This is a genomic window from Paenibacillus sp. NMA1017 (assembly GCF_058895805.1).
This window is the reverse complement of the sequence record NZ_JBZXYR010000009.1, coordinates 132343-149189: the sequence shown is the minus strand read 5'-3', so window position 1 is coordinate 149189 and position 16847 is coordinate 132343. Positions and strand designations below refer to the sequence as shown.

The following is a 16847-nucleotide window of genomic DNA, read 5'->3' as shown; positions in this document are numbered from 1 at the left end:
CCTTGTACTAGCATCTCATTGAGAATGATATCCATTGTTAAGTGCCCTAAAATAGCACATGCTGCTTCGGGAAGCCCGAAGCAGCATGTTTGGCAATGAGAATGATAATCATTTTTGCATCTATACAATTATTTTGGTTTAGTGAAACTTTTGTTTTATTATATACCTTTTCTTTTACACTTGTAAACCACCAATGGCCTAAATAAAAAAAGATACCCGCGCAAACAACACAGGTATCCTCCATATTTAAAGCATCCTATTCATGCATCCCGGTTATCTTCAGGCTAAAGGAAACTTCCACGCATGGTTGTGTACAGTTCCTGAAGTGTGCTGACGATCTGCGGGCTGTTGCAGTCCCAGACGCGCAGCCGCAAGGCGTGCAACGGGAACTACTGTGTCCGGGCAAATGACCCCCGTCAGCTCGTTCTCCCAGATCAAAATCTCATTCAGAGACTGGTTAATTTCATCTACTGCTACCCATAAAGGAAGCTCGGGCTTTACACGCCGAACAGCTTCCATTATGCATTTTATCGTATCCCTAGTATTCTCATGACCATTGACACCGGGTGGAATCAACTGATCTTCAGTCCTAATATCATCGGATGGAGTTGGTATGACTTCTAAAATGACCGTATCGGCAAAACGTGCCAGATCTGCAGCTTGAACCACCTGCTTGATCTGTCGTACATCCACTTCGGACATGTTATTGGAGTTGGCTGACTCCCCCGACCGTGCGGCTTGCCTGTTCCATGTTGGGCTTACGTTAGGCACCAAAGACGGGTCAACTGTCAAAAGCACGCCTACCCGATATGGAATGCACCGAAGACGTCCGCATAAGGTCTGCTCCGCAACGCCGTCAATCCAGTCTCGGGTTGCCCGAAATTCGTCCACGTCAGCCGGATTGCGTACCATAATCTCCAGCTTGGGTTCTCCCCCCTGCCGCACGCTCCGCAACGCCGCACGCAGTAATGCCTCCAACTGCATATCTTGCAAGCTGCCAATACCCACTGCATTGTTCTGCTCAATTAGGGCTATAGTGAGTGGCGATCCGTTCAGAGACTCGAATAAGCCTTCATATTCCGTTTCCAGCAAACTGATAATCCGGCGGGACAAATGCTCACACAATCCAGGCAGGCCAGATGCCTGGTTAAAGGTTTTGTACGTGTCAGATGCACGAGAGCCGGGAATAAGGATAGGATCGGGCTCCCCGTCAGAGGCATGAATCGTCTGTCCAGACTCAGCTACGTCCAGATAGGCATAGCATAATTCCCCCACGCGGCCAGAGGCCTGTGACAAGGGGCCATGCAGAAGACTATAACCGTCATAACTGCCTATTTCTGATGCTGTCTCTGTACTTAAACGACTCATACTTGCAGGAGCATCGGCATAAATCCGTATGAAGGTACGTCTGTATTCATCGCTCCATTTTAGGAGTGTACCCATTGCTTGCCCAATATCGTTGCCGCTATTCAGCATCGTTTCCCCCAGTAATTCGGGATTCGCAGCCATCAAAGCCTCCGCTCGACTGATTACGCCCTGCTCAGCTAAACCAACCAGCCAGCCCAACGGATCTTCCTCCTGCGTAGCAGATACTTCATGGCTGCCTGCCCTTAGCGTCTCCATAGCCAACCTCTGTGCAGCAGTCTCCATACCCGACTCTGGATCTTTGAGATCCCGGCTGTTTTTGCCGCCCAACAGCTCTGCGAATACATGCATCAGTTTAGCCTCCATGCTATTAATCCATCCTTTCTTCCGTCAGCAAGTTGGCACACACGAATTCGAGTACCCCTCCAAATAAAGAAAACGCTTACTCATCATGAGCAACCGAATCTTACATGGGTCTTACTTCTAAAGCCCCTACCTTAACGTATTAGGTACGCCTCACATTTATACATCTCAGCACAACTACCATACAACGCAAAATAAATCTCTATAATGATGCATGACCTCATTGCAAAAGGAATCTAATAAGAAACACCCCCGGTTTCCACTGGATGCCTACATCCAATGTTAACCCGGGGGTGTTCACTTTTTACTCGTAAGAACGAACCTTCAATACACGCATCACATTCAATACAGCTAGCAATGTTACACCTACATCGGAAAATACAGCCTCCCACATCGTAGCAATACCGAATGCTCCCAGCGTAAGAAACACAGCTTTGACACCTAGTGCAAATATGATGTTTTGCCATACGATACGACGTGTGCGCTTGGCGATATGGATGGCCGTAACCAGCCTTGAAGGCTCGTCGTTCATGATTACGATATCTGCCGCCTCAATCGCAGCGTCCGATCCCAAGCCGCCCATCGCTACACCGACATCTGCCAGCGCCAGTACGGGTGTATCATTGATTCCATCGCCTACGAACAAAATTTTGTCGCTCGTTTTTTTACTTGCAGACAACTGCTCGATGGCTTCGGCTTTGTGCTGAGGTAGCAGCTCTGCCCGTACTTCATCTAAACCTAGCTGTCGTCCTACAGCCTCAGCAACTGTCCGATTGTCACCCGTCAGCATGATGGTTTTCACCACACCCAACTTTTTCAGTGAAGCAACCGTTTTGGCTGCGTCTTCCTTAACCTCATCTGAAATCAGAATGCACCCGGCATACGTTCCGTCTACAGCCACATGTACAACCGTTCCTTCATCCAGCGTCCCTGCTTGCTGCGCCATGTTAGGAGCAACATGCTCCCGCTCCATCAGCTTGGCGTTCCCGGCCGATACCAGACGACCATCTATTTGTGCCTGAATCCCGTGACCGGATATTTCACTATACTGTTGTACCCGTTCTGCTCTGAGTTCTTTACCGTAGGATTCACGCAGAGACGCAGCAATAGGATGTGTGGAATGCAGCTCCGCCAAAGCGGCGGTTTCGAGCAGGGTTTCGTTTGTAAAATCTCCGGCAGGATAAATCCCTGTTACACGGAAAACACCTTTGGTGAGTGTGCCTGTTTTATCAAAAACAGCGTATTTTACATGATTCAGAGCTTCAAGATAGTTCCCGCCCTTGATCAGAACGCCTGAACGGGAGGCTGCCCCGATTCCGCCAAAGAAGCCCAGTGGAATGGATACTACCAGCGCACATGGACAAGAAATAACGAGGAAAACAAGCGCACGGTATACCCAATCTGCAAATTGTGCATCCGGCACAACAAGCGGTGGAACAACCGCCAACAATAGCGCTACAATAACCACTACCGGAGTATAGTATCTGGAAAATTTCGTAATAAACTTTTCAGTCGGCGCTTTTTTGGCACTCGCATTCTGCACTAATTCCAAAATTTTAGAGACCGCAGATTCACTAAATTCTTTGCTAACCTCTACGGTTAGAAGTCCGTTCGTATTGATAAATCCACTCAACACACTACTTCCCGGCTCTACGGTACGTGGCACCGATTCACCAGTCAACGCAGAGGTATCCACATGCGATTTACCATCTACAACCTTACCGTCCAGCGGGATCTTCTCGCCCGGCTTAATCACAATCAAATCCCCAATGCGAACGTCTTCTGGGGATACCCTCCGTACAGACTCAGCCGTCTTCAGGTTGGCATAATCCGGTCTAATATCCATCAGATCACTGATGGACTTACGTGAACGGTTAACTGCAATGCCTTGAAACAGCTCTCCGATTTGATAAAAGAACATGACAGCTACGCCTTCCGGGTATTCCCCAATCGCAAATGCACCAACAGTAGCCAGCGTCATCAGGAAGTATTCGTCAAAGGCCATTCCACGCACCAAACTGCGTGCAGCCTGCAAGACAACATCACCGCCAACGATGATATATGCCAGTAAAAATAAGGCCAGCTTGCTTACACCTTCGACAGGTAACCACCAGGCAAGAGCCGCAACGACCGCACCAATAGCCAAACGTGCAATCATGCGGCGCATACCGTCAGTACCGTGATCATGCGTATGCCCAGCGTGGCTATCATCTCCATGCGAATGTGAATGAGCATGGGTGGCTTCACCATGTTCGTGCTCTGCATGGTGGTTGTGATGCTCGTGTGTATGATCGCCGTGATCGTGTCCGACGTGGCTGTTAGCCGCATGTTGTCCAGCCTCGTGTGTATGTCCTTCAGCATCATGCTCATGACCGCATGCACAATCATCTGTGCAGTTTGACTGTACTGTACCAACATTGCTTCGACTGTCTTCATGCAGGCGGCCACGGGCACCTTTTACCACCATCCGAACATGTGGCTCAAGTCTGTGAACCTTCCGTTCCGTTTGGCGAAAAACCTCTTCTTTTTGATCCGAACTTGTGGTCATCGTCAACGTTTTCGTAACAAAATTGACTGAGCAATCCATGACCCCTTCTATTTTACTGACTCCATTTTCAATCTTGAGAGCACAGTTGGCGCAATCCAAACCTTCCAAAATCCATTCATGCCGTTCCGTTCTTTTTAGAGCATCCATAATCTTTGGCCTCCAATTAACTATATATGAGCAACTGTTCATATATTATTTGTTAAGGCCATTATATTCAGGATCAGGGTCAAAAGTCAATGACTCTAGCCCTTTTTTGCCAAAAAAATCGACTTCAACAGACAAATGCCAAAAGAGCGCCAATCGCTTGGCGCCCTCTGTTGTTTTATCCCAAAAATTATTGATGTGATATGTGCTGATGGGTTTGCAAAAAGATCTGCTCCACATGATTATCATCCAGTGAATAAAACACCGTTTTGCCTTCCTTGCGTCGTTTGACAATACGCAGGTTGCGCAAATAACGAAGCTGGTGGGATACCGCAGATTGTCCCATGTTCAACACCTGGGTCAGATCATGAACACACAGTTCTTTTTGTGCCAGGGCATAAATCAGCTTGATCCGTGTCGGGTCACCCAATGCTTTAAACAACTCCGACATTTTGTATGCGATGGAATCCTCAACAAGGGAAGATTTTATGCGCTCGATTTCCTGATCTGAACCGTGACAAGCCGGCTCGCAATCCAAAGCTTCCGTTTCAGAATTCATCCTTTTCACCCCGTGTATTTCGACTTGATGCTCCTATTATAGCAAATTCGTAGAGTTTACGAATAGCTTATATTACAGCTTGCCCTGCAACAGAAAACTTCCAAGTCTCAATGCTTGCCTAACGTTATAGCTTTACACTACATAAAGCTTAATTCAACGTTTTTAATACTTCATCACTGTAAGGAATAATTTCTTCTATTTGTTGATCACGTAACTTCACCGCAAACGCTGGATCAACCAACAAAGCACGCCCAACCGCAACCAGATCAGCTTCCTCTCGTTCTACTTGCCCCATGAGTTGCTCTAATCTTGCCTCTACATTACTGGATTCATCGGTTTGACGATTATTATTTTTTTCAAAATCACTCAAAAAGGCCTTCTCCAAACCAATCGAGCCCACAGTAATCACTGGCTTGCCTGTTATCTTTTTAGTCCAAGCTGCCAGGTTTAGATCAGACCCTTCAAATTCCGGTTCCCAAAAACGGCGGCTTGAGCAATGGAATACATCCAACCCGGCCTTCACTAATGGAGTGAGAAACTGTTCAAGTTCCTGTGGTGTTTGTGCCAGCTTTTCTTCATAATGGTACATCTTCCACTGGGAGAATCGGAATACAATTGGGAAATTCGGCCCTACTGCACGACGACAAGCCTCAATGACCTCCACCGCAAACCGAGTACGCTGGACCAAGTTGCCACCGTATTGATCGGTACGCTTATTGGTTTTGTCCCAGAAAAATTGATCGATTAAATAGCCATGTGCTCCATGAAGCTCAATGCCGTCAAAGCCCACTCGCTGGGCATCGGCAGCGGCCTGAGCATAAGCAGAGATAATATCCGCAATCTCCGCCTCCGTCAATGGCTCGACCACCTTTTCACCGGCGGGAGAAATACCGGACGGACCGACAGGCAATGCCTCGGGATTCGGTTGATTATCTGCACCTATTTTACGGGCCGTACCCACATGCCAGAGCTGCGGTATAATCTTGCCACCTACCGCATGAACCTCCTCAACTACCTTAGCCCACCCCTTTAATCCCTCACCATAAAAATTAGGAATGCTTGTGTGCTCCACAGCTGCGGGATGATTAATAGCGGTGCCCTCTGTAATAATCAATCCAACCGCATTTTCGGCACGGCGACGATAATACGCGGCCACGTCAGGCCCTGGAATACCTTGAGGAGAAAAATTCCGTGTCATTGGCGCCATAACAATCCGATTGGGAAGAGATAAATTACCTGACTTAAAAGGTTTAAACAGTAATTCTGTATTCATTACTTTTTCCTCCGCTCTCCACTAGTATTATCGTTTTCACTCTACTGTTATACAATTCCATTTTACACATATGTAAACTTGAGTTCAAGAAGCCACAGTTTTAATTTTAATAAGCTACACAAAAAAAGAAGAAGCGGTTCTAAGTCCGCTTCTTCTTTCCTAATTCGTTTGTACTTGTGTGATTTTGCAAAAATCCTGACTTATTAGTGTGCTACCATGTTGTATTCCATAATCCATACAGAACCACCAACAATGGTCAACAGGATAACTACCCCGAAAATCAAAGTCATGACATTCCAGCGTGGTCCATTGCTTTCACGAATGTGCATGAAGAAGAAAAGCTGAACCAGAAATTGCAGCACTGCCGCGGCTAAAATAACAACCATGGTCGAAGTGCGGCTCAACATATGATTCATAACCACACCGAGAGGAATGATGGTCAGTACGATGGACAGAATAAACCCGATAACATAGGATTTCACTGAACCGTGAGAATCATCATGACCATGCGAACCCGCTCCTGTTTGATGCTGTGCCATCTACATCACCCCCATCAAATAGACGACTGTCAGCAAGAAGATCCAGACAGCGTCCAAAAAGTGCCAGTACAAGCTCAATGCCGAAACTTTCCCCTTCGTCTCTGGTGTAAGTCCGCGTTTTTTCAACTGGAACATGAGTCCAATCATCCAAACCAGACCTAACGAAACGTGAAGTCCGTGCGTTCCGACTAAAGTGAAGAATGCCGACAAGAACGCACTGGTTCCAAAATTGGCTCCTTCGTGTACCAACTCAACAAACTCGTAAACCTCAAAACCGATAAAACCAAGACCCAGGATCGCCGTCACGATTAACCAGTTGATTAATCCCTTCATGCTTCCTTTGTTCATGGCTAACACAGCCAGACCACTTGTGAAGCTGCTCGTGAGCAAGAGGAACGTTTCAATAATAACGCCCGTCATGTTAAACAGCTCTGCGCCCCCCGGTCCTCCGGCTGTGTTGTTCCGAAGGACGACGAAGGTTGCGAACAAGGTACTAAACAGGATTACGTCCGTTACAAGGAAGATCCAAAAACCAAGCATCTTCAATTCTTGCGGATCGTGATGCCCGTGGTCATGATCATGGCTTTGGTGTGCTGCAGCTTGTGCCATTATACAGACCCCCTTATTGCCGCTTCCGTGCGTTTTACTTCATCCGCAGGGATATAGTAGTCGCCATCATAGGAGAAGAACGAACGGCAAATCATACAAATTGCCACACCGATCAACCCTGGAATATAGAAGAACGACCATCCGAATACGAACCCGAAACCTGCAATGAAAAAGAATACCGACATAATGAATGGAATCGCCGAGTTCTTCGGCATATGAATCGCTTCAATTGGCGGTTGCTTTCTGAAGATACCTTTTGCACGTTTATCTTTTTCTGCCCACCAGTCATCACGTTCTTCTACTTGTGGAATGGTAGCAAAATTGTATTCCGGTGCAGGTGAAGGAATCGACCATTCCAACGTATGGCCACCCCAAGGATCGCCTGTTGTATCCTTCAGCTTGCGGTAATTCTTGATGCCCAGAAGAATTTGAAGAACCTGGAACAAGAAACCAATCCCCATCAGGAATGCCCCAACGGTCGAAACGAGGTTAAGCGGCTGCCAGCCGGTATCCCAGCCATATGTGCTCAGACGACGCGTCATACCCATCAGACCGAGGGAATATTGCGGAATAAAACATACATAGAAACCAATGTTCCAGAACCAGAAAGCCCATTTACCAGGCGTTTCAGGCAATGTGAAACCGAACATTTTAGGCCACCAATAGTACAAACCTGCCAAGTAACCGAACACTACACCACCAATCAGAGCGGAGTGAAAGTGAGCGATCAGGAAGTAACTGTTATGGAACTGGAAGTCAGCAGGCGCTACAGACAACATGACGCCCGTCAAACCAGCAATCAAGAAGTTCGGAATAAAAGCAATTGACCACATCATTGGAGTCTTGAATGTAATCTTCCCCCGATACATGGTGAACAGCCAGTTAAATACTTTAACCCCTGTCGGTATTGCGATAACCATCGTCGAAATCGCAAAGAATGCATTAACATCTGCCCCTGATCCCATCGTGAAGAAGTGATGCGCCCAGGTGAAGAAGGACAAGATCGCAATAATGAACATGGCGTAAACCATGGACTTGTATCCAAACAATTTCTTTTTGGAGAATACGCTGATGACCTCGGAATAAATACCGAAGGCAGGCAAAACTACAATGTATACCTCAGGGTGACCCCACATCCAGATCAAGTTGATATACATCATCGGGTTACCGCCGAAATCAAGTGTAAAGAAGTGTCCTCCTCCAAAGCGGTCAAGGAACAGCAATGCCAAAGTAACCGTCAGAATCGGGAATGCGAAAATGATAATAACACATGACGAAAATACGGACCACGTAAAGACAGGCATTTTCATCCAAGTCATACCAGGTGCACGCATTTTAATAATGGTCACAATAAAGTTGATCCCCGTAGCCAATGAACCTATACCAGAAATCTGAATACCCCAGATATAGAAATTCTGACCGACGCCTGGACTAAATTGCAGTTCTGAAAGCGGTGGATAACTCAACCACCCTGCATCTGGCGAACCACCGATAACGAAGGACAGGTTGAACAACATCGCTCCCATAAAGAAAAGCCAAAAGCTCAGTGCGTTCAAGAAAGGGAACGCAACGTCGCGCGCACCAATTTGAAGGGGTACGGCGATATTAAACAAACCAAACATCAACGGCATCGCCATAAACAGGATCATGATCGTGCCGTGAGTTGTGAAAATCTGGTTGTAATGCTCAGGATGCAGAAGTGTCACATCCGGTGTAGCCAGTTGAACACGCATCAATAATGCATCCACGCCTCCGCGGAATAACATCAAGATGGCCGCAAGAATATACATAATACCGACTTTTTTATGGTCAACAGTAGTCAACCAGTTTTTCCAAAGCCAGCCCCATTTTTTGAAATAAGTGAGCACAAACACGATCCCGATCGTCGCCAATGCGATGGAGACGTCCGCTCCATAGATCATTGGGTCTCCAGTAACGAAGAAAGTGGATGCAAACTCTTTTATTTTGTCAAGCATTGGGGGCCTCCTTCCTTATAATCATTTAATTGTGTCCGCTCATATTCATATGACTCATGTCCATTCCAGCATGATCTTCTGTGCCGGATTTGGTTGAATCTTCTGTGGATGTAGCTCCGCCATGTCCAGCATGGGGGTTAGGAGCCCCTTCCACTACATACTTGTTGACAATCTCTTTGAACAAGCCATCTGGAATCGAAGAATACTCATCAGGCTGGGACAAACCTGGTTTTGCAAGCGCCAAATAGCCGTCTTTCGTCAGCGGCTTAGACTGCTTCTTGATGTCAGCGACCCAGTTTTTATACTCTTCATCCGACTGGACCTCTACATCAAAACGCATTTGTCCAAAATGCTCACCGCTAAAGTTTGCACCCGAACCAAAGTAAGTTCCTTCGTGATCGGCCTGCAAATGCAGTTTCATAGCCATGCCTGACATGGTGTAGATTTGTCCGCCCAATTGCGGAATCCAGAACGAGTTCATCGGTGCGTCAGCAGTCAGTTCAAAACGGACTGGAACACCTTTAGGAATGTGAACTTGGTTAACTGTAGCTATACCTTCCTCTGGGTACATAAAGAGCCATTTCCAGTCCAGTGAAGTCACTTGAATGGTTACTGGCTTTTGCGTACTTGCCAACGGCTTGGAAGGCTCCAGCAAGTAGGTATATCTTGCAGTAATGACCGCAATAATACAGATAACGATAATTGGAATAGCCCACCATGTGGTCTCCAGCTTTTTGCTGTCATCCCAGTGGGGTTGGTACTTCACCTTGTTTGTCGGTGTATCACGATACCGCCAAATGATGAAGAAAGTCAAAATCATGACCGGTACAATTATTAGCGCAGACAATGCCGTTGTAAGAATGATCAGCTCTTTTTGTGCTTGCCCAATGGGTCCTTTCGGATCGAAAACAACGTATTTTCCGCCAGCATAAAAACACGTCCAAATGAGCAATGCTACCGTGAGCACGGTCAAAACCAACGCAATAATCGCTTTTGGTTTTTTGTTCATGTTGTTCCCCTCTCCTTAAATAATAAATTACTCAAAACTTTACGAACTCCTGTAATGTTGCCCCTATATAAGATAGCAGAAAAGCGGCCACTTTTTTTATTGTTAACAGAATTGTCGATTATTTGTCCGATTTTTGTGAAAAATATCTCTAAAAATAAAATTTCTCTTGCAAATTCAAAATATATTATAATTCAAAGATGACATATTAAAAACGTTATTTGTGTATCTTAAAGAAGTTATATTAAAGAAAAAAGCGGGACTCCCTACAGTTATCATCCTACACTGCTCGAAGCCCCACGTTGTTGTTTTCAGTATATTATTTGCTTTAAATCATTTTTAAATTTATTAACTACGACCGTTTTCCTGGTCTTCCTTCTTGCGTGCAATGACAAATGATTTCCCAACGAGAAAAATGAAAATTCCGGCAACAACGCAGCCAATACCTGTCATTAAATATATATTTCGATCAGTCAAATTTCCTATATCAAGTAAAATAAGGATAATACCTGCAATACAGGTGATCAAAGCGATAACAGATACCGTACGGCTCATTTGCCCGTCAGTTGATCCTGATTTCCTAAAATTTGCAGCCATCTCCTCCACTCCCTTCGGTCCAAAATAATTTTAACGCCCTCGTTCGGTATTTTTGTCAGTATGCACACATCTTGCTTCTTTATTCCCTTTGGTCTCTACATACCTGAAACAACCCTCTGCATATCCTGACTATTATTACCCCGGAAGACCCAGTATTCAAACAAAAGGGAATGAAGACAGATCCGTCTTTGCTTTAAAAAGATCGCTCTTCGTTTAACGTCTGGTCTCTAACCAGTTATTACTTACTATATTTCGATACCAATAGTAACTTTCCTTCGGGGTGCGGACCTGTGTGCGAAAATCGACATGAATCATGCCAAATCTCATATTATATCCCTCTGCCCACTCAAAATTGTCCATAAGTGACCATGCCATATATCCTTTGACATGAAGGCCGTCATGAATCGCCCGGTGTACCTGCACCAAATGCTGCTGCATATACGAAATGCGACGGTCATCCTGAACCTTGCCATTCACGACATCATCGTTGATACAAGCCCCATTCTCTGTGATATAAATGTCGAGGTTACCGTATTTTTGCAAATAATGAAGTACCTCGTACAGCCCACGCGACTCCACTGGCCAGCCGATATCTGTTACAGGTAGCCCCATATTGATTTCTTCAGATTGAAGAAACCCGGCTTCAGGATTAAAGCGATTAACCGACATACTATAGTAATTGATACCGATCATATCAATAGGCTCGCCAATAATGTCCATATCCCCATCCTGAATAGGCACGGTGGCTCCCTGCTCCGCAAACCAGTCTACCAAAAACTGAGGATACGAGCCTTGATAAATAGGTTGAAGAAACCAGTCACTGTGCAGGGAAATGGTGCGCGCACAAGCGGCTTTATCTTCCTCAGATGTGCTGTAAGGAACAGCCCAGGAGACATTGGGAGCGATACCGATCTGGCCACTAGTGCCTAACTCGCGGAAGCGGCGCACAGAAAGACCATGCGCAACTAGTAGATGATGTCCTACATCAATAGCTGTCTGAAGATTTGTCAGGCCCGGGGCATGAACACCCAGCATATTGGATAAAAAGGCGATGCACCACGGTTCATTGAATGTTAGCCAATGGTGTATTTTACCGTGGAACTCGCGGAACATCGTTTCTGCAAACTGGACAAATGCTTGAATCGTGCGACGATTCTCCCATCCTCCAGCATCCTGCAGCGCTTGAGGCAGATCCCAATGGTACAGTGTACAAAACGGTTCAATCCCATTTTCGTTCAACAAATCGACTACGCGATGATAATAGTCCAATCCTTCTTGATTGACTTCACCGTCACCATTGGGAAATATACGCGGCCAGGACACGGAAAAACGGTATGTACGAATGCCCAGCTCCTTCATTAGGCGGATATCTTCCTCGTAGCGATGATAGCTGTCACAAGCTACATTGCCGTTATCACCGTTGAATACTTTGCCAGGCGTATGGGCAAAGGTATCCCAGATCGACAAACCTCTCCCATCCTCCTCATAAGCTCCCTCGATTTGATAGGCTGCCGTCGCGGTCCCCCACATAAAGTCCTGCGGAAATTGAAAAATGGTCATATTGTCTATTCCTCTCCTTCAATTATAATCGTATGTCCGTTCGTTATTTCCTGCTCTTTGGTAAAAATCCATGACAAAATAAATCCTCCATGCTCAGGATCAGGCAGAGCCTGACGAGCATCTGCGCTAAATGGATGTGCACTGCGAATCGTGCAGCTTCCTGCTGAGATGGATGTAGCCAGTTCTGCACGGATAAGCCGGGAACCGGACCATTCCATGCCAACCGTCATCCCGCCATGTCCCTTCAATCCACTGACCCGGCCCTCCGGCCATGCCATTGGGAGGGCAGGCAGTAACGTCAGCTCTCCCGGACGGCTTTGTAGCAGCATTTCTGCGATCCCCGCCGTCGCACCAAAATTACCGTCGATCTGAAAAGGGGGATGAGCGTCAAATAAATTAGGATAGGTCGATCGCGACAGCAACGTGCGAACATACTGATGTGCGGCGTCGCCATCTTCCAGTCGGGCGTACAGATTAATCAACCAGGCACAGCTCCATCCGGTATGCCCACCACCGTGATCCAGCCGTCGACGCAACGATATGCGGGCCGCCTCAGCCAGCTCCGGGGTATCACGGATGTGAATTTGTCGACCAGGATATAACCCATATAGATGCGAAACATGTCGATGCCCAGGCTCCGCCTCTTCAAAATCGACAAACCATTCCTGTAACTGACCGTGACGGCCAATTTGATAGGGCATTAACCTGTCCCGTGTCTCCTCACAGCGATTGCGGAACTCATCGTCTAATTCCAGCAGATCCGCAGCTTGAATGCAGTTACCCAACAGCTCCCGAATCAGCGTCAAATCCATGGTGGAGCCCATAGATATACTGCAATCCTCGCCGTCCGACGTTTTGAATTTATTTTCAGGTGATGTGGATGGGGATGTCACAAGCCGACCCTCCGAGCCTTCCACGAGCCAGTCCATGCAAAAGGCTGCCGCCCCCTTCATAAGCGGATAAGCTTGTTCTGCCAAATAGGCTGTATCCAGCGTAAACAGATAGCGTTCCCATAGGTGAGTAGTTAGCCATACACCCCCAAGCGGCCAAAATGCCCAACTGGCATGGCCTCCTGAAGGTCCGGCGTATCTCCACACATCTACATTGTGATGAGCTGCCCACCCTTGAGCACCATAGTGGATGGAGGCTACCCTCCGTCCCGTACGAGCCACTTCTCCAATCATGTGCAGCAATGGCTCATGGCACTCGGCAAGATTGCATACCTCTGCGGGCCAATAGTTCATCTGAGTATTAATATTGGTTGTATAATTACTGTTCCACGGCGGCTGCACCCGGTCATTCCAGATGCCCTGAAGATTGGCAGGCTGACTCCCAGGACGTGAGCTGCCCATCAACAAATAGCGGCCATACTGAAATAACAGCACTTCCAGCCCCGGGTCAGCCTGACCTTTCTGATAACGTTCTAATCGCAGATCGGTCGGTAGAACGGACTCGTCGGCTAGAGTATCACCTCCCAGTTCTAATGCAACGCGGTCAAACAGCTTTCGATGATCCTGTTCATGGCGTTGCCGCACCTGCTCACTACCCAGAGAAATCGCTCCGTCTAAAGTGAATTGGCATGCTTCTACTGACTCTGTTGCATCACTATTCGGCATAACGTGGAATCCCTGAAATCCGGTAGCTGCTGCCAAATACACCGTGATTTTATCCGCGCCCGATATCACTAGGGCTCCATCAGCACCCTTCGTCAAGGTTCCTCCCTCAGGAATAACCCTCGCCTGAACTGCAAAAGCCATCCCCAAATCATTTTCATAAACGACAGACTGTGGATGATCGCCGTGATAATTAGATTCCACATGACTGGGCGCTCGTCCAGTCAACGTAATAAAGTCCCTGATCGGCTCATCGGATGAATCGTCCTCTTTATCGCTATCCCATTTGGATGAATCACCAAAATGAGCTTCCTCTCCAACCTCGTCTTCACAAGGATGGGGGGAAGTGATGCGCACAGATGCATGGATCTTCCCAAGCTTATTCGCAGTCAGTGACACCATCATGATTCCATCTGGTGCACTGGCGATAACTTCACGGGTATAGCGGACTCCATCACTCTGAAAAGTGACCGCTGCCGTTCCAGTCAGCAAATCCAGTTTCCGTTCATAATGCACTATTTCCCCTAGGCCCTCCTGCGTAATCCACAAATCTCCCAAAGGCTGATAGGCTTCCGTATCGCGACCTAGCATCTTCGCATTAATCAGTTGTTCCGCTTCCTTGTATTTTCCATCTGCAATCAGCTTTCTAACAGGCTCCAAATATCGCAATGCATCATACTGAACGCCATCTCTGGGAAATCCAGACCAGAGCGTATCCTCGTTTAATTGCAAATGCTCCTCTCTGATTCCGCCGAATACCATAGCTCCCAGTCTTCCATTGCCGACTGGCAATGCTTCCTCCCATACCTCAGCAGGCTGGCGATACCATAAACGCAGGGACTGTGGCCTTTCGCCTTTCGTCACATCAAACCCTCCCCTATCAAGATCAAACAGAGCGCTAATCCCGTATGGACCCCAAGGACAAGCGCTCTGTCATTCCGGCATTCAAAATCTCGTTAAAAGCAGTCAGCTATTTAGCAGCCTTGCCACTCCATAACTCCACTCTATCCCTCACCAGTTGCGTGTATTGCTGTTCCATTTGGACAGCTCCGGCGGCATCCAGTTCTTTAATCATATTGTCGTATACCGTATCAAAATTGGAAGCCGGTGCTAAAATAGCTTCCGGTATACGTTTGCGAATAATGTCTGTCGTTTTTTTGAATGTAACGTTATAGTTGGACTCATTGTCTGTTGTCAGGTTATAGGCTGCGCCCCAAGGCTTTACATCAAATTCTTTCTTGTCCGGGAACAGATCTTTCCACGTTTTTACGCCATATGCTTTAAGGGATTCTTTCTCTGGCTCCGAATAAGCCGCGATAATTTGCTCCGGGAATTTGGCAGTATAGTAGTTACCCGTAGGGTCCTTCACACCGTCACCATAGTGTCCGCTGATGAGCGTGTACAAATCTATACCCGTGGATTTGCTGAAGTTGGTTGCATTGTTCGTTTTTTGCTCCAGCACATCAGCCGGAATGACACGTTTGCCATCTTTGATCTCATAATGCTTGCCCTCGATCCCCCAGTTCACTAGCACCTGTCCTTCATCAGAAGCTAAATAATCAAGGAATTTTATGGCCCGCACCGGGTCCTTGCAATTTTCCGTAATACCTACACCATAGCCAGACGCGAAGCCCGTATCCTGAAAGGAGCTATCCTTGTACTCCTCCGAAAGTGTAACTGGAAAATGCGCGTAGCTGGAATCGGCCTTGCCTGAAGCTTTTAACGCATTTTCGGCATCCTGATACCCCCACTCCTGATCAATCAGACCGAGGACACGGCCGCTGGCAATTTTGGATTTGTATTGATCACTTTTTTGCACAAACGAATCTTTATCGAGCAGCCCTTCATTGTACATGTGGTTCAACCAACGGAAATATTCCTTTTCTTCCGGACGTTTGTAATGAAGCTTCGCTTCAAATGTTTTGGGATCAATAAAATATTCACCATCATCCGGCGCTCCAGTCGTCTGGAAGGCAGGATTCGTTACGGTAATCATAATTCTCCAGTCGTCTGCATCCAGCGTGAGTGGGATTGTTTTTTTGCCATTGATCGTCGGATGCTTGGCAGTATAGGTTTTGAGTACGTTTTCATAATCCCGTAGCGTTCTTACCTTTGGATAACCTAACTCCTTGAGCACCTTATGCTGAATTTCAAATCCGCCCGTCGCATCAAAATTCTCCTGTCCCACACCTGCATACGTAGGAAGGACATAGATGGATTGATCTTTATTACTGTATTTCAACCGATCCATATAGGGTCCATATAGCTTTTTGAGGTTGGGTGCGTGATCGTTGATCAGATCTGTCAGATCAATCATGGCCCCCGCATCCACAAGCTTACTAATATTCGCTTTAGGAGAAACCAAGTCCGGGTACTCTCCACTTGCTGCCATCAGAGCAATTCGATCATCTCCACCCCCACCGCTGACATCAAACTCCGCATTCAAGGTTACACCTGTTTTCTTGGTGATTTCCTTGCCTATTTCATCCTTCATTCCATTCCATTGCGGGCTTGTATCTGCTCCAAAAAAGCTAAACGTAATCGGGTCTGTGCTGCTGGATGTGCCTTCCTTTGCTGCTTTATCGCTTCCTCCACAACCTGCGAGTGCGGTAAGAGACACCGCGAGCAAGGGAATCAGTGCAAATCTGGACCAGTGTTTTTTCATGTATAAATCCTCCTATATTCCTATGATGGC

13 protein-coding genes are annotated in these 16847 nt (G+C 46.9%); all 13 read right to left on the bottom strand.

The window, feature by feature from the left end; genetic code table 11:
- Window positions 1-46: 46 nt before the first annotated feature.
- On the bottom strand, window positions 47-244 hold the full coding sequence (locus AC5ELV_RS20135; protein ID WP_493431588.1) for a hypothetical protein: 198 nt from the start codon (window positions 242-244) through the stop codon (window positions 47-49).
- 35 nt (window positions 245-279) lie between these two features.
- Entirely contained in the window at window positions 280-1731 is a 1452-nt protein-coding gene (locus AC5ELV_RS20130; RefSeq protein WP_493431587.1) for a PEP-utilizing protein, read from the bottom strand.
- A gap of 301 nt (window positions 1732-2032) precedes the next feature.
- Entirely contained in the window at window positions 2033-4423 is a 2391-nt protein-coding gene (locus AC5ELV_RS20125) for a heavy metal translocating P-type ATPase (RefSeq protein WP_493431586.1), read from the bottom strand.
- 187 nt (window positions 4424-4610) lie between these two features.
- A complete protein-coding gene (locus AC5ELV_RS20120) occupies window positions 4611-4979 on the bottom strand; it encodes an ArsR/SmtB family transcription factor (RefSeq protein ID WP_007432172.1) in 369 nt (122 codons plus the stop codon).
- Window positions 4980-5127: 148 nt separating this feature from the next.
- Window positions 5128-6252, bottom strand: a complete 1125-nt coding sequence (locus AC5ELV_RS20115) for an NADH:flavin oxidoreductase (RefSeq protein ID WP_493431585.1) — start codon at window positions 6250-6252, stop codon at window positions 5128-5130.
- Between the two features lie 203 nt (window positions 6253-6455).
- Window positions 6456-6791, bottom strand: coding sequence for a cytochrome o ubiquinol oxidase subunit IV (gene cyoD, locus AC5ELV_RS20110; protein WP_023990326.1), 336 nt, complete (start codon window positions 6789-6791; stop codon window positions 6456-6458).
- Window positions 6792-7400, bottom strand: a complete 609-nt coding sequence (cyoC, locus tag AC5ELV_RS20105; protein WP_023990327.1) for a cytochrome o ubiquinol oxidase subunit III — start codon at window positions 7398-7400, stop codon at window positions 6792-6794.
- Complete coding sequence (locus AC5ELV_RS20100) at window positions 7400-9376, bottom strand: cbb3-type cytochrome c oxidase subunit I (RefSeq protein ID WP_013311982.1); 1977 nt, start codon at window positions 9374-9376, stop codon at window positions 7400-7402. Before AC5ELV_RS20100 ends, cyoC begins: the two co-directional genes overlap by 1 nt.
- A 25-nt stretch (window positions 9377-9401) precedes the next feature.
- Window positions 9402-10385 carry a ubiquinol oxidase subunit II gene (gene cyoA, locus AC5ELV_RS20095; protein ID WP_029519232.1) on the bottom strand — a complete coding sequence of 328 codons (984 nt, stop codon included), beginning with the start codon at window positions 10383-10385 and terminating at the stop codon, window positions 9402-9404.
- Between the two features lie 345 nt (window positions 10386-10730).
- On the bottom strand, window positions 10731-10979 hold the full coding sequence (locus AC5ELV_RS20090) for a hypothetical protein (protein ID WP_493431584.1): 249 nt from the start codon (window positions 10977-10979) through the stop codon (window positions 10731-10733).
- Window positions 10980-11192: 213 nt separating this feature from the next.
- Window positions 11193-12539 (bottom strand): GH1 family beta-glucosidase, encoded by a 1347-nt coding sequence (locus tag AC5ELV_RS20085; RefSeq protein ID WP_493431583.1) that lies wholly within the window; start codon window positions 12537-12539, stop codon window positions 11193-11195.
- Window positions 12540-12544: 5 nt separating this feature from the next.
- Window positions 12545-15016: a glycoside hydrolase family 95 protein gene (locus tag AC5ELV_RS20080; RefSeq protein ID WP_493431582.1), complete on the bottom strand. Its 2472-nt coding sequence runs from the start codon at window positions 15014-15016 to the stop codon at window positions 12545-12547.
- A 106-nt stretch (window positions 15017-15122) separates the two neighbouring features.
- Window positions 15123-16817, bottom strand: coding sequence for an ABC transporter substrate-binding protein (locus AC5ELV_RS20075; RefSeq protein ID WP_493431581.1), 1695 nt, complete (start codon window positions 16815-16817; stop codon window positions 15123-15125).
- Window positions 16818-16847 lie beyond the last annotated feature (30 nt).

Bases quoted from the DNA above. Each gene is read 5' to 3' on its own strand.
- AC5ELV_RS20115 (WP_493431585.1), bottom strand. From the start codon at position 6,252: ATGAATACAGAATTACTGTTTAAACCTTTTAAGTCAGGTAATTTATCT.
- AC5ELV_RS20075 (WP_493431581.1), bottom strand. From the start codon at position 16,817: ATGAAAAAACACTGGTCCAGATTTGCACTGATTCCCTTGCTCGCGGTG.
- AC5ELV_RS20100 (WP_013311982.1), bottom strand. From the start codon at position 9,376: ATGCTTGACAAAATAAAAGAGTTTGCATCCACTTTCTTCGTTACTGGA.
- cyoA (WP_029519232.1), bottom strand. From the start codon at position 10,385: ATGAACAAAAAACCAAAAGCGATTATTGCGTTGGTTTTGACCGTGCTC.
- cyoD (WP_023990326.1), bottom strand. From the start codon at position 6,791: ATGGCACAGCATCAAACAGGAGCGGGTTCGCATGGTCATGATGATTCT.
- cyoC (WP_023990327.1), bottom strand. From the start codon at position 7,400: ATGGCACAAGCTGCAGCACACCAAAGCCATGATCATGACCACGGGCAT.
- AC5ELV_RS20135 (WP_493431588.1), bottom strand. From the start codon at position 244: ATGGAGGATACCTGTGTTGTTTGCGCGGGTATCTTTTTTTATTTAGGC.
- AC5ELV_RS20090 (WP_493431584.1), bottom strand. From the start codon at position 10,979: ATGGCTGCAAATTTTAGGAAATCAGGATCAACTGACGGGCAAATGAGC.
- AC5ELV_RS20120 (WP_007432172.1), bottom strand. From the start codon at position 4,979: ATGAATTCTGAAACGGAAGCTTTGGATTGCGAGCCGGCTTGTCACGGT.
- AC5ELV_RS20085 (WP_493431583.1), bottom strand. From the start codon at position 12,539: ATGACCATTTTTCAATTTCCGCAGGACTTTATGTGGGGGACCGCGACG.
- AC5ELV_RS20130 (WP_493431587.1), bottom strand. From the start codon at position 1,731: ATGGAGGCTAAACTGATGCATGTATTCGCAGAGCTGTTGGGCGGCAAA.
- AC5ELV_RS20125 (WP_493431586.1), bottom strand. From the start codon at position 4,423: ATGGATGCTCTAAAAAGAACGGAACGGCATGAATGGATTTTGGAAGGT.